The sequence below is a fragment of the Pseudomonas sp. NPDC089530 genome (assembly GCF_050280705.1).
In the GTDB taxonomy this organism is placed as follows: domain Bacteria; phylum Pseudomonadota; class Gammaproteobacteria; order Pseudomonadales; family Pseudomonadaceae; genus Aquipseudomonas.
This window is the reverse complement of the sequence record NZ_JBNNVU010000063.1, coordinates 1-19318: the sequence shown is the minus strand read 5'-3', so window position 1 is coordinate 19318 and position 19318 is coordinate 1. Positions and strand designations below refer to the sequence as shown.

Annotated in this window: 15 protein-coding genes, 2 pseudogenes and 1 CRISPR repeat array; of the genes and pseudogenes, 4 read left to right on the top strand and 13 right to left on the bottom strand. The window is 61.7% G+C overall.

Annotated features, from left to right (window positions below; all coding sequences use genetic code 11):
- Positions 1–54 precede the first annotated feature (54 nt).
- Positions 55–1763: direct repeats of the CRISPR family, unit length 28 nt; unit sequence TTTCTGAGCTGCCTACACGGCAGTGAAG.
- Positions 1764–1892: 129 nt separating this feature from the next.
- The 6 genes from cas6f to cas1f form a co-directional block, all read right to left on the bottom strand.
- Entirely contained in the window at positions 1893–2456 is a 564-nt protein-coding gene (gene cas6f / locus ACQKQA_RS21160) for a type I-F CRISPR-associated endoribonuclease Cas6/Csy4 (RefSeq protein ID WP_427561908.1), read from the bottom strand.
- Between the two features lie 3 nt (positions 2457–2459).
- Positions 2460–3482 (bottom strand): type I-F CRISPR-associated protein Csy3, encoded by a 1023-nt coding sequence (gene csy3 / locus ACQKQA_RS21155; protein ID WP_427561905.1) that lies wholly within the window; start codon positions 3480–3482, stop codon positions 2460–2462.
- A gap of 32 nt (positions 3483–3514) precedes the next feature.
- The gene (csy2, locus tag ACQKQA_RS21150) at positions 3515–4507 is read right to left on the bottom strand and encodes a type I-F CRISPR-associated protein Csy2 (RefSeq protein WP_427561902.1); all 993 of its coding nucleotides are present in this window, start codon (positions 4505–4507) and stop codon (positions 3515–3517) included.
- Positions 4500–5870, bottom strand: coding sequence for a type I-F CRISPR-associated protein Csy1 (gene csy1, locus ACQKQA_RS21145; RefSeq protein WP_427561899.1), 1371 nt, complete (start codon positions 5868–5870; stop codon positions 4500–4502). The genes csy2 and csy1 overlap by 8 nt, the downstream gene beginning before the upstream one ends.
- Before the next feature lie 400 nt (positions 5871–6270).
- Complete coding sequence (gene cas3f / locus ACQKQA_RS21140; RefSeq protein WP_427561896.1) at positions 6271–9681, bottom strand: type I-F CRISPR-associated helicase Cas3f; 3411 nt, start codon at positions 9679–9681, stop codon at positions 6271–6273.
- Positions 9678–10655 carry a type I-F CRISPR-associated endonuclease Cas1f gene (cas1f, locus tag ACQKQA_RS21135; RefSeq protein WP_427561894.1) on the bottom strand — a complete coding sequence of 326 codons (978 nt, stop codon included), beginning with the start codon at positions 10653–10655 and terminating at the stop codon, positions 9678–9680. The genes cas3f and cas1f overlap by 4 nt, the downstream gene beginning before the upstream one ends.
- A 248-nt stretch (positions 10656–10903) precedes the next feature.
- Here cas1f and vapB point away from each other — a divergent pair, with 248 nt between their 5' ends.
- Both vapB and vapC read left to right on the top strand, forming a co-directional pair.
- Positions 10904–11134, top strand: coding sequence for a type II toxin-antitoxin system VapB family antitoxin (gene vapB, locus ACQKQA_RS21130; RefSeq protein WP_427561891.1), 231 nt, complete (start codon positions 10904–10906; stop codon positions 11132–11134).
- Positions 11134–11532 (top strand): type II toxin-antitoxin system tRNA(fMet)-specific endonuclease VapC, encoded by a 399-nt coding sequence (gene vapC / locus ACQKQA_RS21125; protein WP_427561888.1) that lies wholly within the window; start codon positions 11134–11136, stop codon positions 11530–11532. Before vapB ends, vapC begins: the two co-directional genes overlap by 1 nt.
- 17 nt (positions 11533–11549) lie before the next feature.
- Here the strand turns inward: vapC and ACQKQA_RS21120 are convergent, their stop codons facing one another.
- From ACQKQA_RS21120 to ACQKQA_RS21095, 6 genes and pseudogenes are all read right to left on the bottom strand, one after another.
- On the bottom strand, positions 11550–13481 hold the full coding sequence (locus ACQKQA_RS21120) for an alkaline phosphatase D family protein (protein WP_427561885.1): 1932 nt from the start codon (positions 13479–13481) through the stop codon (positions 11550–11552).
- A 102-nt stretch (positions 13482–13583) separates the two neighbouring features.
- A pseudogene (locus tag ACQKQA_RS21115) lies at positions 13584–13759 on the bottom strand (LysE family translocator); the annotation flags it as partial.
- 64 nt (positions 13760–13823) lie between these two features.
- Positions 13824–13916 (bottom strand): annotated as a pseudogene (locus ACQKQA_RS21110) (hypothetical protein); the annotation flags it as partial.
- A gap of 201 nt (positions 13917–14117) precedes the next feature.
- Positions 14118–14294: a hypothetical protein gene (locus ACQKQA_RS21105; protein ID WP_427561882.1), complete on the bottom strand. Its 177-nt coding sequence runs from the start codon at positions 14292–14294 to the stop codon at positions 14118–14120.
- A 207-nt stretch (positions 14295–14501) separates the two neighbouring features.
- On the bottom strand, positions 14502–14777 hold the full coding sequence (locus ACQKQA_RS21100) for a hypothetical protein (protein WP_427561879.1): 276 nt from the start codon (positions 14775–14777) through the stop codon (positions 14502–14504).
- Positions 14764–15543, bottom strand: a complete 780-nt coding sequence (locus ACQKQA_RS21095; protein ID WP_427561877.1) for an MlaA family lipoprotein — start codon at positions 15541–15543, stop codon at positions 14764–14766. The genes ACQKQA_RS21100 and ACQKQA_RS21095 overlap by 14 nt, the downstream gene beginning before the upstream one ends.
- 168 nt (positions 15544–15711) lie before the next feature.
- Between ACQKQA_RS21095 and ACQKQA_RS21090 the strand changes: the two genes are divergently transcribed.
- A complete protein-coding gene (locus tag ACQKQA_RS21090) occupies positions 15712–16422 on the top strand; it encodes a response regulator (protein WP_427561874.1) in 711 nt (236 codons plus the stop codon).
- A gap of 71 nt (positions 16423–16493) precedes the next feature.
- Positions 16494–17768 (top strand): ATP-binding protein, encoded by a 1275-nt coding sequence (locus ACQKQA_RS21085; RefSeq protein ID WP_427561949.1) that lies wholly within the window; start codon positions 16494–16496, stop codon positions 17766–17768.
- Between the two features lie 58 nt (positions 17769–17826).
- On the opposite strand, the gene ppk2 is transcribed toward ACQKQA_RS21085, so the two are convergent.
- Positions 17827–18723 carry a polyphosphate kinase 2 gene (gene ppk2, locus ACQKQA_RS21080; RefSeq protein WP_427561946.1) on the bottom strand — a complete coding sequence of 299 codons (897 nt, stop codon included), beginning with the start codon at positions 18721–18723 and terminating at the stop codon, positions 17827–17829.
- Between the last annotated feature and the right edge of the window lie 595 nt (positions 18724–19318).

The following is a 19318-nucleotide window of genomic DNA, read 5'->3' as shown; positions in this document are numbered from 1 at the left end:
GGCTGCCTGTGCGGCAGTGAAGGGCAGACGACCGGCGCTTCCCGGCACGCTTCGTCTCTGAGCTGCCTACACGGCAGTGAAGTTGGCCCGGAGCGGTTGCCGCCGCTCGGTTCGTTTCTGAGCTGCCTACACGGCAGTGAAGTCAACCCTGCCGCTGCGCCGGCTCAGCCCTCTTTTCTGAGCTGCCTACACGACAGTGAAGGAGGGTGAAGAGCCTGTTGAGGTTTATGTGCATTTCTGAGCTGCCTACACGGCAGTGAAGAACGAAAAAAGGCCCCACCGCCGTTAGGCAGTTTTCTGAGCTGCCTACACGGCAGTGAAGCCGGCGGTGTTTGGTCTGCATCAGCTCCATCATTTCTGAGCTGCCTACACGGCAGTGAAGAGGTCGCGATCGGGGCCGCCGAACGTCGCGTCTTTCTGAGCTGCCTACACGGCAGTGAAGCTTTTATGCCTGCCCCTGCCCTGGGGCGGGATTTTCTGAGCTGCCTACACGGCAGTGAAGAAAGCGTCTCCTGGATCTGCTGAAAGGCCTCATTTCTGAGCTGCCTACACGGCAGTGAAGGATCTGCACCAGGTCGAGCTGGCCAGCGCGGTTTTCTGAGCTGCCTACACGGCAGTGAAGCATGCGCGGCATTGAGCACACGAAAATATGGGTTTCTGAACTGCCTACACGGCAGTGAAGCTGCTGGGCAGAATGGCGCATGAACTGGATGTTTTCTGAGCTGCCTACACGGCAGTGAAGACGTTCAAAACGCGCGGTGAGCTTGAGCGGGCTTTCTGAGCTGCCTACACGGCAGTGAAGCGGCAGGCTTAAAAAAGAAAACCCCCGACCTTTTTCTGAGCTGCCTACACGGCAGTGAAGTGTGGTCGGTGAAGATGCAGATCGACTCCGGTTTTCTGAGCTGCCTACACGGCAGTGAAGCGGTCATAACCGACGTCTGCAGGTCCGAAAGTTTTCTGAGCTGCCTACACGGCAGTGAAGCACAACACAATGCAGCAAGAGCTGCGCGCACGTTTCTGAGCTGCCTACACGGCAGTGAAGAAGAGACCGCGACATCCTCGCGCGCACGCTGTTTTCTGAGCTGCCTACACGGCAGTGAAGAGTCAGGTCGGCCAACGATCGACTCAATGTCTTTTCTGAGCTGCCTACACGGCAGTGAAGCAGGACCTGGCCAATGAGATCGACGGCCTGCATTTCTGAGCTGCCTACACGGCAGTGAAGGCGGTACCGGTACAGCCCGCACGGGCTCAGGATTTTCTGAGCTGCCTACACGGCAGTGAAGCCCTTGCGTATTGCGAAACGCTTGGCGAAGTCTTTCTGAGCTGCCTACACGGCAGTGAAGCTGGTGGCCGCGCTGCCGGCGGAAGCCGGATCTTTCTGAGCTGCCTACACGGCAGTGAAGCGCAGGCGGCATCATCGCGGACGGGCTCCAGTTTTCTGAGCTGCCTACACGGCAGTGAAGCAAGTGTCGTACCTCGATAAGGCGGCGGGCGGTTTCTGAGCTGCCTACACGGCAGTGAAGGTGCAACGTTTCCACATCGACCGTTTCACCAGTTTCTGAGCTGCCTACACGGCAGTGAAGGAGTCCTCGAGCAGTCGGTTGCGATGCGACCATTTCTGAGCTGCCTACACGGCAGTGAAGAACCAGGGAGTTAGCGCTACCGTTTCCGCCCATTTCTGAGCTGCCTACACGGCAGTGAAGCGTGCCCGATTATCTGGCTACACCGTAAACGATTTCTGAGCTGCCTACACGGCAGTGAAGTAGACCTCAAACTCGCTAACTCCAAGTTATTAAAGAGAAATCTCCCGAAACAAGGTTTTTAGGCTTTTTCTAAGGCCTCACGTAAGTGATTGATTTTATGGAGGCCATTCCAGCAGGAGAAAAAGAGGGTCAAAACCAGGGGACGGTGGCCGTCGGGCTTAAACCATAACTGCCGAAGCGACCGGGGTGCGGTGTATCCAGCAATGGACCATGGCGGATAAACAGGCGAAAGGCCTGGCCACTGCCATGGCTGCGCAGGCTGGCGAACGGCAGATTGCAGTGTTTGGCCGCGTCGTCGGGAATGCGCTGGCGTGCCTGTTCTTCAGTCAGGTCATGACGTTTGATCAGGCGGCGACGCAGGCGTTCGGGGTTGCTGTCCACCTGCACGCGGCTGACGTGGCGATATTGCACGCCAGTGGGTACTGAGCTTGGCTCGCTCAGTTGGACATGATCGCGCATGCCCGTCAGCCAGTTCTGCGCCAGCAGGCTGGCCAGTGCCTGGGCGCTGCCGTGCAAGCGCAGGTGTGAGCCGAGGCCACGGGCACAGCGTTCGACTTCCGGGAAACTGATGCCGATATCATCGCGTCGCGTGTCATGCAGGCCGCGGTGCAGCTTGGACAAGAGCGCGCTCATCAACTGCGCCGCCGCGAACTCGGGATCGGGGTGCAGGGTTATGTCGACGTAGTGATCCATGGCTTAGCCCGCCTCGCCGAAGACGCCGCCGCGGATCAGGGTCGCGATCACGAAATGTTGCTGGTCGAGCGCGGGAGCCTTGTCCTTGAGTACCCAGTTGTCCAGCAGGGTGTAGAAGTCGTCGTTGGTCTTGCGCGGTTGCCGGTAGGCTTTGCCTTGGGTGGTCACCGAGCCATAGGGTTCCACGGCAATCGGGCCGTTGATGTCGGCCTGCTGATACCAGGTGTCGATGCTGCGGATGGCATTGCCGATCTTTTGCGAGTGAATGCCCGCCACCTTGTCGACGTGGTAGAGCGTCTTGCTTTTGTCGCCACGGCCACGCTCGAGAATCAGTTCCTGCGAAGGGAACACCTCCTGGCCTGTGCCCATGCGCACATAGGCCGAAATACCCAGCAGCACATGTTGCTTGCCCGCCAGGCCGTCGGCGATCAACCGGGCCACTTCATCCAGGGCGGTAGAAGCGGGGGCATTGGAGTTGAAGTCGCGCAGGGACAGTGCCAGGCCGTCGAAGGTCCATTCGCTGGCGGCCTTGCCGTCCACCAGATGAGCGATCTGTACTTCTACCTGCTCCGCACCGATGCGGTTGCGCCACAGGAAGCGACCGTTGGCCAGGTTGTGGGCATAACGTCGCGCCAGCTCCTGAAAACCGTTGGCCTGCACATAGCCCTCTACGGTGGCGAGCAGTTTTTGTCGGTAGTCGAAGTCATTGCAGGCCGAAGGCTGGCCGGTGCCGCCCAGGACCCGCAGGGTAAAGCTGACGCGCAAGGTGTCGGCGTCGTGGGGCAGCGCGGCGACATCGACGGTCTGCAGGTTGGGGTTCTCGATGGCCGCATCGAGCTTCGCCGGGTCCTGATCCTTGGTTTTCAAACGGTTGGAAATGGTGCCGCGCACCGACTTTTCGCGGACGGCCACGGGCGCCCATTGGCTGCGCGAGTGCCAGTCGCCGGCGTGGAACAGCGCATCGGAGGGGTCGAGTTTGCGTTCGAAGGCGAGGACGGAAGCGGTCTTGAGGTTGTCGTTGGCCATAGTCAAACATCCTTTATGAAGTAGGCGGTGAGTCAGTCGAGGTCGTACAGCGCGGTAGGGCGGTAATCGTTGCGGCAGCGATAGAGTCCCTGTTCGGGTAGCGAGTCGGCATACCAGAGCAGTTGTTGCGGCGATTGCAGGCGATGGGGGCTGAGCCACTGGCCGATGCCGTACAGGCTTTCGACGAAGCGAAAGGCGGTTTGCCCATCGCGGGCGTTGCCCACCGAGCCCGGTTCCAGCACTTCGCCCAATGCACCATAGCCGACGGGGATCGGCACGATCCAGCCCAGGTTTTTCCGGTCGTGGGTCCATTTTTCTTTCGTAGTGCTGTCGCTGTCCTGATCGTCGAGCGAGTAGCTCCAGTTGATACGCGACAGGGACAGCCAGGCGTCCAGTTTTGTGGCCTCTGGGGCGGTGGCTTGCAGCGCCTGGTGGCGTTGTTCCAGCAGGTCCTGGCGATCGACCAAAGCGAAACCCGGCAGCAGACGCAGCTTGGCGCGGTTGAACAGCTCGTAGCGGGCGCTTTCATCCCCGGTCAGGTGCAGCAGATAAGGCCGCTGTTTGCTGGGGAGCGCCGTGGAAGGAATCACGCTGCCGCCAGCGATCCGCATCTGCATCAGCAGGTCGAGTACTTGCCGGGCGAGAGAGTCGCCAGCGCTCTGATCGGTATTGAGGACCTCACTCTGCACGGCCAGGACCAGGCTGATCTCCAGGTGGATGCGCCCCTCTTCGACAATGGCGGCCGTGCTGCCATCGCGATTGATCGGGTTGCGGGTCAGGCGCAGGGTATTGATGAAAGCGTCTTCGGTGATTTGTTCCTGATGACGGTGGGCGACAACGCCGATGGCATTGAACTGAAGGTCCAGCCCAGCGGCCGAGGTCTTGCGCTCCAGGGCCCACATCAGACCGAGAAAGGCGGTCATCGAGGGAAAGCCATGGGTCAGAGGGCTGGACAGGGCGTTGGCGTTTTGGACGCGCAGGCGCGGGATGATCAGCAGATGCTCGAAGGCTGGGCAGTCAGTCATGGAGGGCCTCCTGGCCGTTGTCTGCAGATCGGGCGCGGCGTTGCATCGGTGCGGGCCACTCGGCGTCGATCAGGGCCTGTCTGGCCCAATGGGCATGCTCGACATCGCCCACCGGCAGGCCGTATTGCTGGAGAATGGCGTTCAGCCAGTTGCCGAAGCGGTGAGCGACCTGGTCGGGCCAGTCCTTGAACTCGAAGGCGGCATTGAAGGCCTGGTCTTCCTCCTGGTGATCGTCGCGCAGCGGCAGTTCGGTGCGCTGCGGGTCGAGCCACAGTTGTTCGCACAATGGCAGCTGGCAGTCGCTGTTCCGGCTCCAGCCGGGTTCCAGCCGTTCGCGGCTGGCCAGGCCGAACGCCGCCAGTGCCTGGCCCAGTCCCTGTTCCAGGCGTTCGCGCTGGAGTCGGGTAGGCAGGGTCTTGAGGGGATTGCTTTCCAGCAAGGCGCACAGTCCCTGGATCAGTTCCTTGACCCCTTCGAATCGGTGAAAGCGCTCAAATACGGAAGACTCAGACAGGAAGTGCCCGGGTTGGACCTGCTTCCATCGGGGCGGCAGGGACGCCAGCAGGTAGTTCACACCGCCACGCTCGCTGTTGAGCTGGCTGATGTTCTGCGGTTTGGTACCGCCGAGCTTGCGCACTACAAGGTGGCGGTAGTCGCGGTACGGCCCGTCATGGGGCGCGTTATTGCGCTTGGCCTGGCGTGCCGCCTTGTTGGTTTCGCCAAAGCGCGCGTCGTTGATTTCTGCATGCGCCGCATGGGCCAGGCTGCTGGAGAACAGCGGTTGCAGCAGGTGGAAGCCGGTGTCATCACAGGGTTCGCCGCTGACACTCCAGTAAATCTGCTTGGCCAGAGCGTGGGACGACCAGCGTTCGGTAGGGCGAATCAAACCCTTGAAGGCGGTTGCCCACTCCTGGGCGGTGTTGGGGTCTGGATGCAAGGCATTCAACAGGTCCTGGTCGTCTTTGAGCAGCCAGTCGAGCAGCCGGCATTCTTCGACTTTGAGTTTGAGAAATTTATAGACGTCGAGGGCGGCGGCGTTGCCGACCACGTCGTCGGCGCAGTCGTTCGCCAGTACATGGGTGCCGATTTCCGCATGTTGGGGCAAGGCTGCCGGTGTGACATGCAGGCTGCTGCCTCGTGCGTCGGGGTGAGTAGCCTTGAGCACATGGGTCACGGCCTGGATCTGCGAGACCCGGCGGGCGGCATCGGCGAGCCAGGTGCCGTAGTCGTACTTAGCGACTGTTTGTGCGTCGGCCTCAGCGTCGCCGCCTTTGAGCTTGGCTTCGCGACGTTCGTGAATGAAGGCGGTGATGGCGTTGTGGAAGAGAGTTGAGCGTGATGTTGGATCAGATTCATTGTTCATGTCATGAGTCCGTTCGAGTCGACTTGACCCGTGCCAAGCCGTTAGAATCCCCGCAGCAATTTGCTTGCTGCGGGGATGGCTATGGCCAGAAGGCTTTGCCTTCAGAGCTCTCTTCTGAGGGCGCGTTGGTCAGAACACATATCTCCTCCTTTGTGCGTATTTGTGCATTGGGCCGGTGCTAACCAGCAAGCTGTTGTGGCCAGGGGCGGTGCGCCAACACCGTCTCTGGTGATTTGGAGAGTAGTAGTCTTAGATGTAGTTTTCAACCATGCTCCGCGTGCTATTCATGCTACGTTTACTTATACCTACTGAATAAGTAGCTCAGAAAATGCTGCGCTTGCTATACCCCTCCACTGCTGAACAAGCAGCTTCAAATAGTCGGGCAGCGGTCTTGCCCGGCCTATTTTTTCTTCGCAAACCCCAACACCGGGTGATAGCGCCAGCCGTAGGTGCTTTGCGGCACGCTCAGCCCGGCGAAACGCTCGGCGCATTGCTCGAGCGCCAAGCCTTGCGCCTCGACCTGCTCGCCAAGCAATGCCATCAGATCATGCTGTCCCCAGGGTGAAATGCGTTCACCCAGCTGTTCGTCGAACTCGACCCGTTCCAGCAGGCTGCCTTCTACGGGCACGTAAATCGCCGGCTTGCCGCGCCTGGCTTGCTCATGGATACGGTGCAACACCAGCTGTTCCTGATCTTCATCCGGCAGAAACACCAGCTCGGTTTCTCGAATCGTGCTTTCGCGAAAGGGTTGCTGTTGCGGCAGGGCCCAGGTCAGGGCGGCGTTCGGGTATTGCCAGGCGCACGCGGCGTCCAGCTCGAGTTCCGGCTGCCTGATTCCGCGCCGGGGTGGTTGTGTCGTCTGGCTGCGATCCTTGGGCAGCATCCGGGCGGCCAGCCGCGCATGTTCCAGGTCGACCAGGCTGAGCTTGGGCTGCCAGTTCGAGACTGGCCGCGGCTGGATACGCGGGCGGGCGGTCAGGGTTCGATATTCGTCCTCTGCCAATAGCTTGTTCAGGCGATGGCTGGTCAGACGGAAAGGGTGTTCGATCGGGCTGTCTTCCTGTTCGAAACCGGGGCGGATAAACGCGGCGGCTTGGCCGTGCCGGTCCTGGGCTTTTTCAAAGTGCCGCAGGTTGGTGTCGAAAATGAAGATGTTGGGCGATTGGCAGGGCTGGTTACGGTGGCGTTGAACCCGGCCCGCCAATTGAATCAATGAGCGCATGGACGAAGGTTCGACTATCGCCCAGTCGTAATCGTGGTCCCGGCCCACTTCCGTCACCGGCGAGCCGAGGACGACGAACAGATGATTGCGCTCGGGAAAGCCATCGATAGCTCGGCGGATATCGGGCAACTGGTAGACCGCTTGTTCGTCGCGCCGGTTGAGCACGCTGTCGAGTTGGCGCTCGATGGCCGAGCGCAGTAACAGCGGGAAACGAGAGTGGTAGACGCACAGATGGATGTGATGGTCCTCGTCGGCCCCTAGCTGAAACAGTATCTGGGCGACATCGAACAAGGGATCGATATTGGCCATGCGTACCAGGCCGAAGCTGATCCGTTTGCCGCTGTGCGGACAGGCCTGGGCATGACGATCGTGCGCCAGCAACAAGGTTTCCCGTACCTGCCGGGCATAACTCAGGCGAATCGCCTCTTTGACGGTCGCCTCGATCTTCAGCGGCACCAGCTCGCCGCGTCGTCGAGGTTCGACCTTTTCCAGGGCCTGGACACGACGCTCAACGAATTGCGTGTGCTGTTCGAGAAACTGCTCGGATCCGTTGCAGTGCAGCGTACGGGTGCCGAACTCATCGACCCACAGGCAGGGGATTTCGGGCTGTGGCGCATGCTGTTGCGCCGGTGTCCCGCGATTACGCCGATAGTGCAGACGCCCGGCCCGATAGGCGTGGAACATACCTTCCAGCAAGGCGGGCGGCAGCGTGGCCGAAGACAGCAGTACGCGGCTGCCGAGCAAGCCCGCCCAGTGCACCAAGCGGGTCAGGGCGGGCAGGTCGGCGAGATCGAAGTCATCCAGCTCGTCGAGTACCAGGTCGCTGCTCATCAGGCGCAGCATCGGGGCGATCTGCCGGCCGGCGCGTTGCGCTTCGGTAGCAGGCATCAGATGGTCGATGGTGCACACCAGCATCGGTGCCGTGAGTAACGAACGGATGGCCGGATCGTCCATGGCCCTGGACAGCAAGCCATGATCGGCGCTCTGGCCTTCGTACAGCACGTGGCTGTCTTCTTCGATGAGCCGCTGGGTGGACGCCGAGCCTGTGGCCTCGGCCCGGGCCTGGAAGTAGTCGAACAAGGCACGGCTGGCGGAGCCGCCGACACGCACGGCCAGTTCGTCCTCGGCCAGATGCAGATCCAGGCGATAGCTGTTCGCGGTTTGCAGGGTCAGCGTGCGCAGACCCAGGGCGAAGGTGCAGCGCATGCCCAATTGCGGGTCGGCCAGGGCATGCATGATGCGGGCGTTGGCCAGGGTCTTGCCGCAGCCGGTGGACGCCATGTTGACGATGAACGCGCCTTCCGCGAATGCCTGCGTCCGCAGGCTGGTGGCGGCATCGCTGGCTTTGTCCTGCCAGCGAAAGCGCTCCGAGCCGCTGCGTTTTCTCAGGCCCCGGTGGCGAGCCAGGCGAGGGAGGTGGCGTTCGAAACCCGGCAAGCCGTGGACGATGCTGGCGCTCAAGCGCGCGACGCCCAATAGGTGTTCGTCCAGGGGTTGTTTCAAGGAACCATCGGAATGGGTGTTGGCATACAGCGGGTTGAGGCTGTCGCCACGTACCCGCTGGGTAGAGTCTGGCGGCAGTGCTGAGTAGTGATGGTCGGCCAGCATCAGGCTCAGGCGGGCCAAATGCATGACATAGGGATTGTCCAGCCAGTCGCCCTTGCCGGCCTTGCCATGCAAGGCCAGCAGTTGCCCGGCGATTTTTGTCGCTTGCGCGCGCCATTTGGGACAGGTCACTGGCAGCGCATGCTCAAAATGCCAGTAAGGTTCCATGGCATCCTGCGTGGCGGCGCTTTTGAGTTCGTTCCACTCGTGGGTGATGCCTTCGAGCAAGCGGGGTAGTTGGGCGGGATTGAAGGTCTTGGATCGCTGTCCGAACCAGGGTTGTTGATGGTCGAGCCCGCCCTCGGCAGGGAGTACCGGCAAGCGATGATGGCTGACTACCAGCCAGGCAATGGCGCTGGCCAGAGGCGGTAGCTGGCGAAAGGGTGGTGGGGTGTCGGCATCCAGCCCGTCACGAAAGTAACGCTCCCTAGCAGTCCAGCTGGCGTCATCGTCCGGGGTCGGTGCGGCCAGGCGCGTCAGCCAGGCCTGGTCGTCGTCCTGGCCGACAAACGCGAGGAACAGCCGCAGTGAAACCCATTCGTGGCGGAACAGGTTCTTTTCAATCCTGTGCTGACGCAAGCGTTCCTGGAAGGCGATGCTGGCCTTGCCCAGGTCATGCAGCAAGGCCGCGAGCTGGGCCAGCAGCTTGATGTCCTGTGCGGTGTGCCAATCGTTTTCGTCGTGTTGGCGAAGAATGTTGCGTCGGGTGGCGTTGGTGGGGACCGCACCTTGTTCGTTGAAACGACTGGCGTCGCCGACAATCCACAGCAGTTCGCTATGGTCGAGCCCCCTGATCCAGTGGCAGGCCACCGCCGTATTGCGCCGAGCGGTCTTTTTCAGCAAGCGCCGCAGGGTGTCGAGGCCGGCCTGGGTGATCGGGGTTTGCCAGGTACGGTCGCCGCGGCGTTCGGCGAATTGGTCGAGAATCCGGCGGGTTTCGATCAGGGCGCGTTTGTCGCATTGGCAGATCAGCAAAATGTTCAAGGGGCCGGTATTCCCAGTTGTTGAGCAACCTCTTTGAGGCTGTCGATCATGAAGTCCAGGGCTTCGCTGCGGGTCAGGTTATCGATACAGGCCTGGCGGAAGGCTTGCTCATCGTCGCCACGCATGGCCGAGATGAACGCTTGAGGCAGAATGAGCCCGTCTTTCACCAGGTCGGCGACATCAAAGACCAGCCCGCCACGCCTGGTCTTGCCATGCAGGATCGCCAGCCCGTGGGGCAGGCCCAGTACCCAGGTGGCCGTTGCCGCCAGTCCGTAGGCAAGGTAGTTGCCATGGTCGAGAAAACGGTTGGCCGGGTCGCTTCCCGTGCCACGCTTTGCCCGGGTGAAGTCGCCGTATTGCATGGCGTTAGCGGCCAGTTTGAACAGGCGCTTGGTCAGGCGAGCTTCTTCGGTCAACAGAAAGGCGTGGTCCGGAGCGGCGTTCAGATTGTCCAATGATTGCTTGAGGGCGTTCTCCAAAGCTGTCGGGTCTATCTGGAAACCTTCTTTGGCGAATATGCCATTGGCCCCCCAATGCTGCCGAACATGGTTCAGGCGCAGCCGTTGAAAGCGTTTGGCTGCTTCGAGGCGCTGCTGTTCGTCGAACCAGAAGGCAACCCAGCGCTGCAGGTACTCGGTGGGGCGATACTCGCTCTGGGGTGAAAACCAGGCGACTTCGATGTCGATCTCGTTCGCACTGAACAGAGGTGTTCCGCCTCCTCCGCAAAACCCGACCAGAACCCCCGCCCTGGCCAGCTCCCGCATGGCCGCCTGGGTCACTGAGGTACCGGTGCCCAGCAGGACCGTTGTGGTATTGGCAATCGGGATATTCCAGTAAAGCGACTGCTTGCCGGCGTCGGTCACGTATTCGACCCGGCCGCCATTGACCAGTACCCGGCAGTGCTGCAGGTAGTAGATGTTGGCGCGTTTGGAGTGGAGGATCGTCTTGAGATCCGAGGGGCTGATGTCTTCCATGTAGGGCCACCGAGGGTATCCGTTCTAAAGGCCGATCTGCTTGTAGGCAGGGTTGAGTAATGTGCCTGAAATCTTTGGAAGAGTAATTGTTCTGCTGCCCTAGGAGGCACTGAGGGGGCGCAGAGGTGCAAAGGCAACAGGCCGGTTCCAGCCGGTACGGGTGGAGCTGTCGGGTCAGGGATATACTGTTGACATATCCATGTGGAATTCTAGACTGGGCTTCGAACCTATCCCCGGAGGGCACATTCATGGAGCAAGGATCGGTATTCAAGAGCAACCGCAGCCAGGCGATCCGCATGCCGAAGGCCGTTGCGTTGCCTGACGATGTGACCCGAGTGGACATCGTTGCGGTCGGCAGGACCCGTATCATTACGCCGGCCGGAGAGGCCTGGGACAGTTGGTTCGATGAAGACACCGCAAGCGCGGACTTCATGACCGAGCGGGATCAGCCCGCTGAACAGGAGCGTGAGGCGTTCTGATGCTCAAGTACATGCTGGATACGAACATCTGCATCTTCACGATCAAGAACAAGCCGGAGACAGTGCGTCAGGCTTTCAATCGCCAGCATGGTCGACTGTGCATTAGCGCAGTGACCTTGATGGAACTGATGTACGGCGCAGAAAAGTCGGCTGCCCCCGAAAGGAACCTGCATGTGATCGAAGGTTTCGTGGCGCGCCTTGAAGTGCTTGCCTATGACGAGGACGCCGCCATTCATAGCGGCCAGTTGCGTGCCGAGCTGGCCATAGCCGGGGCCCCCATCGGCCCTTACGACCAACTCATTGCCGGTCATGCCCGATCCCGGGGGCTGGTGCTGGTCACCAACAACTTGCGTGAGTTCGAGCGCGTTCCCGGATTACGTGTCGAGGATTGGGCCTAGTCAACCATTGCGCCGAGTCACTTCGGCGCCACCATCCGCGTCGCTGGCGCACCATTGGCGTTGTGCTGGTAAATCGCTTGCGGCTGCCCTTGCTCGTTGAAAAACACCTGGCCGATCCCGGCCGAATTCCACAAGCGTTCGCCAGCTTCGGCGTGTTCCGGCACATGGGGAATGACCCGCATCAGGCGGCGGCGGGTAAACCAGTTCAACGGCGAGCGCGGCGAGTACAGCCAGCGGTTGAGGCGGTCGAACCATTCCAGCAGGGTGGCGGGGAATTCGTTCTTGATGCCGCTGCTGGTGATCTGCCAGATCTTCGGGCCGCCCTGGCGGTGGCGGATCAGCACTTCGTAGACGAAGGAGTAATGCACGTCGCCGGAGAGGATCACGTAGTTACCCGGGGTGCGCGAGTGGCGGAAGATATTGAGGATGACCTGGGCCGCGCCGCGGTGGGCCATCCAGTTTTCCGCATCCACCAGCAGCGGGTAGCCGCACCAGCTGAAGACTTTCTGCACGGTCTCGATCAGCTTGACGCCGAACACCGGCGCCGGTGACACGATGATCGCCGAGGGGTGGTCCAGCAGTTCGTGTTGCAGTTCGCTCAGGGCTTCCCAGTCCAGCAGGCCCGAGGGCTGGCCCAGGTCGAACTCGCTGCGCCAGCGCCGGGTACGGGTGTCCAGCACCACCAGCGCCGGGGTGGTGGGCAGCGTGTATTGCCATTGCTGGAAGCGCAGCAGATCGTCGATCAAAGCGTCCTGGAGCCGGCTGTCGAAGTCGCGGTTTTCACCCTGGATGCTGGCGCTCAGGGCGCGGGTTTGCTCCAGTGGCGCGGCGAACGCATCCGGGTTGTTGCCCCAGCCCTGGCACAGCATGTAGGCCAGCAAGGCGTTGCCGATGATGCGCTTGGAGAAGGGGTGACCGTAGGCGGTTTCTTCCCATTGGGCGCTGAGGTTCCAGTCGTCGGTGATGTCGTGGTCGTCGAAGATCATCAGGCACGACAGATGGGCGAAGACCCGCGCCACGCCGCCCAGGCCCTCGACGAAACCGTCGATGCGTTGCTGTTCATGTGCATAACGCGCTTGCTGTTCCGCGGTCAGTCGCGGTGGTTGCGGCGCGATCAGGGTCCAGGGCACGGGCGACCAGACCAGTAGGTACATGGCCAGCACTTCGGCGAAGGTCACCAAGTGGTTGTCGGCGCTGTTGCTGGTGAAGATCGGTTTCTTCACCCCGCCGAAAAACCGCTCGCGCAGGGTTTCGTTGCTCTTGAGCGCGGGCAGCAACTCGGCCCGCCGGTAGTAGCTGGCCGGGTGCTGGTAGAGCGCCTGGCTGTCCGCCACCACCGCGCCGTCCAGGCGCTCGCCGAACAACCCCAGGCGCTCGATCAAGGCATGAATGGCCCGCAGCATGGGCCCGGCCACGTCGTCGGCATACACCTGATCGCCACTCATCATCAGCAGGGCCGGGCGTCGTTCGGGCGCCGGGCGTTGTGCCAGAAGCTGGTCGACACAGAGCAAGCCGTCATTGGCAGGGTGGTGGGGCTTGCGGCAGGAGCCGTGGAGCAGATTATCGATGCGGCTGTGCAGCACGAACTCCGGCATCCTGGCGTCGGCATACAGCAGATGGGGCGCCCAGTCGGCGATGGCGCGGGCACCGTCCCCGGCGTCGTTGATCAACAGGTCATAGGCAATCGCCACATCCTGGGGCAGGGCAGAGTCCAGAGGCATATCGATCAGGTGGATAAAGGCCTGGCGGCCCACCGGGATGATTTGACAGTGCCGCGCATCGAGGGACAGTTCCAGGGCCGGACCGGTGCCGGGTTGCAGGCGCAGGGTCAAGGGCAAGGCCCGCGAACCCACCAGCCACAGCACCAGCCGCGTCGGCTCCAGGCGGCGCAGCAGCGGGCCGGCGAGCACAGGGGGCAGGGTGGTGTCCGCGGGTGTGGTCTGGGGCATGGGCAGCGGTGTCTCGTAGGGCCGGTAGGGGGCGCAATGGTAGCGCAGCCGCTGTCGAAGAAATGTCGGCTGGGGGCGCCGGTTCGGCCCAATTGTTTCGGATTATTTACTGGCGCTGGCCATCATCACCCCGAAGCCAAGAAAGGTCACCCCCGACAGCCTGCCGGCGATCCGCGCGCCCCGGCGACTGGACAGCCAGCCCCTGGCGCCGTTGGCCGCCAACGCATAGGCACTGTGCACCGCGCCAGCAGGCTGTAGGACGCCACCAGCAGCAGGAACAAAAGCGCAAATGCCTTCTTCATGTTCAGGTGAACTCTTTATTCAGCGATGCAATCAGCCTGTTACAGATGGGCAACTGTCTGGCAATGGGTGGCCATGGCCCGGTAGCGGGCAGGCGGTGGGGGCGCTGACGCAAGCCGCGGGTTTACCACTTATCTCTATTCCTTGAGGTGTTGCGAGTCGTCCATTTAGGGCGCGCATGATGCTGTAGCCGGGGAGTTCACAGTGGCCGACTTGGTGCTTTATTGAGGTCCGGGTATGCGTATTTCGTGGGTGGCGATTCCATCGAGGTGCAAAAAGCCCTCCGCCAGAAACTGAGGGAGGGCTGCATGCAAGGCATGATGGCGTTACTTGCCTTTAGTTGTCGCCGGTCGGGGTCTTGAGTACCCAATGAGGCTCACCATTGGGAGTCGGCGGCATGGTGTTGCCGATACCGATCGACCGGGTTTGGCTCGGACTGCCGGCGGGATACCAGGTACCGCCTTGTGGACAGTTTTCGCCGATTTCGGCGGTTGCGCCTGCTTCTAGTGTCATGTTCATTTCTCTTTGAAAGTCACCAGGATTAGTGACTCCCGAACCTTGGCACCGCGTTTTTCAAAAAAGAACAAGGCAGGATTTATCTCTTTTTTTATAGGAACTATCTGGTTTATCCCGATTGAAGAGGCTGATGAATTTTGCAGCATGCTTCAATTTTAGGCTGGCTCCCTGTCTTGGTACCCAAGGCATGTGCTGTGCTTGGACTCACGCCGAAACCTTGTGCGGCTCCCTGCTCTGCACCAACACCTGCGGCTCCCCCTGCCTGATCACCCAGCGAATCAGTTCGGTCACGCTCACCCGGTGCTGGCGCTCGACCCATTCCAGGCCGTCGGGGCTGTAGTGTTCGCTGTAGCGGCTGAGGGTCAGGTGTTGCTGATCGTCCGACAGGCGCAGGCTGACTTCGCGGCATTGCAGGGAAGCATCGCCGTGTTTGGCCACGCGTTGCAGCAGGACCAGAGCGTCGGTTTCAGAAGTCATCATGGGTGGCTCCTTCGCAGCGGTATTTGGCGGGATCGGTGGCGCCCAGCTTGCCTTCCTGGACAAAGGCGGCGCGGTGTTCGGCGTTCACGTCGCGCAGGGCGCTGTAGTAGTCGGGCATGGTTTTCAGGCTGTCGGTGAGCGGCAGCAGTTCGGCGCGGCCGTCCACTACGCCACCGACCAGGGCGATGGTGCCCAGGGTTTGCACGGTGTCGCTGTTGTCGCCGAAGGGGTCGACGACGAAGTTCAGGACCTTGCCCACCGAGTCGCGGCTGTTGCCGGTGCCCAGCAGCGGCAGTTCGACGATGGGGCCGTTGCCGATGCCCCACACGCCGAAGGTCTGGCCGAAGTCGGCGGTGTGGCGCGGGATGCCCAGCGAGTCGGAGACGTCGAACAGGCCGAGCAGGCCGACGGTGGTGTTGACGGCAAACCGTCCCAGGGTATTGGCCGAGCGCTGCGGATTGCCTTGCAGCAGGTCGTTGATGAAGACCTTGGGTTCGCCGAAGTTGCTCGCGAAGTTGTGCACGCCCTGCTGCATGAAGTCCGGCAGATGACGATAGCCCCGGGCGACCGGCGCCAGGGCGTAATCGTCTACCGCCTTGTTGAAGACGAATACGCCGCGGTTCACCGGTTCGGCCGGGTCGTAGATCGGATAGTCGACTTGCGCGCAAGGTGTTGGCGCGGTGGGGCCCGGGCTGGTACAGCCCGCCAGGTAGGACAGGGACAGCAGCAGGGCGGTATGCCGGGGCAGGCGGGCGAGTGAGCGCATGGGCGAACGGTCTTGAGAAAAGGGAGGCCGATGCTGGCATGGGCGTCTTGCGCAAAGATGTCTGCTTTATTGCCAGGCTGTCGGTTTGTTACCGCGTTGAAATATATGACGGGTCGGGCCGAATGGTTTTGAATGACAGTTCTTTCCGAGCTTGAGTGAAATGCACTGGTGAGCAGTCTGTTGATCGTGGACGACGACCTTGAGGTCCTCGCGCTGCTGAAGAAATTTTTTGTGCAACACGGCTACTCGGTGGAAGTCGCCACCGAGGGCGCCTCGTTGTGGGCAGCGCTGGAGCGGCAGGTGCCGGACCTGATCATTCTCGACCTGATGCTGCCGGGGGAAAACGGCCTGACCCTGTGCCAGCGCCTGCGCCAGCAGCACGCCGTGCCGGTGATCATGCTCACCGCCATGGGCGAGTTGAGCGACCGGGTGGTGGGCCTGGAGATGGGCGCCGACGATTACCTGAGCAAGCCCTTCGATGCCCGCGAGTTGCTGGCCCGGGTGCGGGCGGTGCTGCGTCGGGCCGGGGAAAATCGGCCGGTGACCGGCGAGGTTCCCCGGCCGCTGATCAGGTTCGCCGACTGGCAACTGGACCTGACCCGCCGCGAACTGCGCTCGCCGGACCAGGTGATGATTCCGCTGTCGGCGGGGGAGTTCGATCTGCTGCTGGTGTTCGTCGAGCATCCGCAACGTATTCTCAGCCGCGAGCAGTTGCTCGACCTGGCGCGCGGGCAGGCCCACGACGCCTTCGACCGCAGCATCGATGTGCAGGTCAGCCGCCTGCGGCGCAAGCTGGAGTTCGACACCAAGCGTCCGGCGATGATTCGCACCGTGCGCAATGGCGGCTACCTGTTCACCCCCAGCGTGACCCGCCAGTGAGCGCGCTGAAGAACAAGGCGCGCTACCGACCGCGGGACACGGTGGCGCGCTGGATCGCCCTGACCATCCTGATGTCGATGCTCACGGCCTTGGCCTTCAATACGCTGTTCGTGCAACTGGCCGGGGTCTGGGCGTACCCCCCCCTGGCGGAAAGCGGCCTGCTGGAAAAGCTCGGTGGCGTCACCCGAATGATCAGCGCCTCCGAGCCCGGCCAGCGTGCGCAATTGGCGCGGGCGGTCAGCGACAGGGGGATGACGGTGAACTGGCATGCCAAGCGGGAGGAGATCGATCTGCCTGAGGTCGACAGCCTGGCCGCGGATGCCGACCCTGCCGAGTTATTGCGTCTGTTCAATGTGCCGCTCGAACGTATCCGCGCCTATGGCCCGCAAGACTGGCCGGGCGCCAACGGCCACTACGCCCTGTTGTTGCAGTTGCCCGACGACTCCTGGCTGGTGTTTACCGCGTTGTCGCGCAGTTGGGGCTTGGCGCCGCTGGAGCGCAATCTGATTGTGATTGCCCTGGTGCTGCTGTCCACGGTGTTGGTCACGCTGATCGCCACCCGTCGTCTGGCCCGGCCACTGCAACACTTCGCCGAGGGCGCACGACGCTTTGGCGCGGATTTTCGAGCGCCGCCCATCGAGCCGGTCGGGCCCCATGAAATTCGCCAGGCGATCCTCGCGTTCAACGCCATGCAGGCCCAGTTGCAGCACTTCATCAAGGACCGCACGCAGATGCTCGCGGCCATCTCCCACGACCTGCGCACCCCCCTGACCCGCATGCGCCTGCGTGGCGAATTCATCGACGACCCCGAGCAGCAGCAACGGCTGTTCCACGATGTCGACGAGATGCAGGCGATGATCAACTCGGCCCTGGAGTTCTTCCGCGACGACGCCCGGTTGGAGGAGGCGACGTCGTTCGATCTGGCGGAGCTGTTGCAGACCCTGGTCGATGACTATCGCGACCAGTCCATCGACATCGTTTTCATCGGTCCACCGCGCCTGGTGTATTTCGGTCGCCCGCTGGGGCTCAAGCGGGTCATGAGCAACCTGCTGGAGAACGCCATCAAATATGGCAACGAGCCGGCGATTGAGTTGCTGGCGGAGGTCGAGCTGGTGAAGGTCTGTGTGTCGGATCGCGGGCCGGGGATTCCGGCCGAATACCATGAACAGGTGTTCGAGCCGTTCTTCCGCATGGAGAACTCGCGCAACCGCAACACCGGCGGCGTCGGCCTGGGGCTGTCCGCCGCGCGGGCCATCGTACTGGAGCACGGCGGCGAACTGCGGCTGCGCAACCGCGACGGTGGCGGGCTGGAGGCGTGGGTGCTGTTGCCGGTGCAGGGGCTGTAGAGTGTTGCTACCGTTCCAGGATCTTTTCATCGATCCTGGACGGCTTCAGACCGGCGGCCTACACCAGTGCCACCTGCGGACTGCGCGCCGGTTCCGCGGCTGCTTCGTTGTACAGCCGCTCGTCCTCCTCCATGACCCGCGAAGCGCGGCCGACCAGCAGCGGGTCGGGTTGATTGGTCACGCGCAGGTTCTTGCCCGGGTAGTCGAGGGAGTGCAGGAAGTGGCGGATGCAGTTGATCCGCGCGCGTTTCTTGTCGTCCGACTTGATCACGGTCCAGGGCGCATCGGCGGTGTCGGTGTGGAAGAACATCGCCTGCTTGGCGGCGGTGTATTCGTCCCACTTGTCCAAGGACTTGATGTCGATGGGCGAGAGTTTCCAGTGCTTGAGCGGGTCGTCGCGCCGGGAAATGAAGCGCCGCAATTGTTCATCGCGGTTGACCGAGAACCAGTACTTGAACAGCAGGATGCCGCTGTTGCACAGCATGCGTTCCAGGTCGGGTGCCTGGCGCATGAACTCCAGGTATTGCAGGGGCGAGCAGAAGTCCATGACCCGCTCGACGCCGGCGCGGTTGTACCAGGAGCGGTCGAAGAAGACCATTTCCCCGGCGGTGGGCAGGTGCTGGATATAGCGCTGGAAATACCACTGGCCCTGTTCCTGCTCGCTGGGTTTTTCCAGGGCGACGATCCGCGCGCCTCGGGGGTTCAGGTGCTCCATGAAACGCTTGATGGTGCCGCCCTTGCCCGCGGCGTCGCGCCCCTCGAACAGCACCACCACCCGTTGCCCGGTTTCCTTGACCCAGCTTTGCACCTTGAGCAACTCGATCTGCAGTTCCTGCTTGGCCTTTTCATACTCGGCACGGCGCATGCGGCTGCGGTACGGATAGCTGGCCGGCAGCTTGGCGGTGGAGCTGTCTTCATTACTGCCATGGGGCGCGCTGGCCACCTGCAGGGCAATCGGTTGCTGGCTGATGGCGCCGATTTCGGCTTCGGCCGCTTTGGCTACGGTGAGTTTGCTGGACGCGCGCGGCTGGCGTGGGCGTGGGGTGGCCGGTTTGCGGGGAGCGCTTTTGCTGCTGGGGGTAACCGCTGGTTTGGCTGCTTCGGCAAGGGGAGTAGCAAGGGGCAGGGCGGTGGATTCTTCGCTCATATTTGGCCTGTCTGATCGATTCAAGGTCTTTCGGACAGTCTAGGGTGCAGAGCTCCGGGCTTCTTGATGCGTATCAAGGAAGCTTTTACGCAACTGTTAGGTGCGAGGCTTGTCCGCGATCCTGGCCAGCCAGTCAGCGTCCTCGAAACATGGGCCGATTCAGGGATAGCATGGTCTGGGTTCTATGCTGCCTCGATGTTTGGTACGGACCTTGGCGGTTTATATAGTGGCAACCCAGGTTCTTTGGTCAGGGAAAAGAATTTCTACGTAGGGGTTGAACACGTATTTTAATGCTGTATTATGCGCCTCCGCTGACGAGAGATCGGAAGCGCAAGTGGTTGAAGTTGCAAAGGAAACTTTGAAATCTTCTGAAAATAATCACTTGACAGCAAATGAGGCTGCT

Excerpts from the sequence above, each read along its gene's own strand:
- cas6f (WP_427561908.1), bottom strand. The coding sequence starts at position 2,456 with ATGGATCACTACGTCGACATAACCCTGCACCCCGATCCCGAGTTCGCG.
- csy3 (WP_427561905.1), bottom strand. The coding sequence starts at position 3,482 with ATGGCCAACGACAACCTCAAGACCGCTTCCGTCCTCGCCTTCGAACGC.
- csy2 (WP_427561902.1), bottom strand. The coding sequence starts at position 4,507 with ATGACTGACTGCCCAGCCTTCGAGCATCTGCTGATCATCCCGCGCCTG.
- csy1 (WP_427561899.1), bottom strand. The coding sequence starts at position 5,870 with ATGAACAATGAATCTGATCCAACATCACGCTCAACTCTCTTCCACAAC.
- cas1f (WP_427561894.1), bottom strand. The coding sequence starts at position 10,655 with ATGGAAGACATCAGCCCCTCGGATCTCAAGACGATCCTCCACTCCAAA.
- vapB (WP_427561891.1), top strand. The coding sequence starts at position 10,904 with ATGGAGCAAGGATCGGTATTCAAGAGCAACCGCAGCCAGGCGATCCGC.
- vapC (WP_427561888.1), top strand. The coding sequence starts at position 11,134 with ATGCTCAAGTACATGCTGGATACGAACATCTGCATCTTCACGATCAAG.
- ACQKQA_RS21120 (WP_427561885.1), bottom strand. The coding sequence starts at position 13,481 with ATGCCCCAGACCACACCCGCGGACACCACCCTGCCCCCTGTGCTCGCC.
- ACQKQA_RS21105 (WP_427561882.1), bottom strand. The coding sequence starts at position 14,294 with ATGACACTAGAAGCAGGCGCAACCGCCGAAATCGGCGAAAACTGTCCA.
- ACQKQA_RS21100 (WP_427561879.1), bottom strand. The coding sequence starts at position 14,777 with ATGATGACTTCTGAAACCGACGCTCTGGTCCTGCTGCAACGCGTGGCC.
- ACQKQA_RS21095 (WP_427561877.1), bottom strand. The coding sequence starts at position 15,543 with ATGCGCTCACTCGCCCGCCTGCCCCGGCATACCGCCCTGCTGCTGTCC.
- ACQKQA_RS21085 (WP_427561949.1), top strand. The coding sequence starts at position 16,494 with ATGTCGATGCTCACGGCCTTGGCCTTCAATACGCTGTTCGTGCAACTG.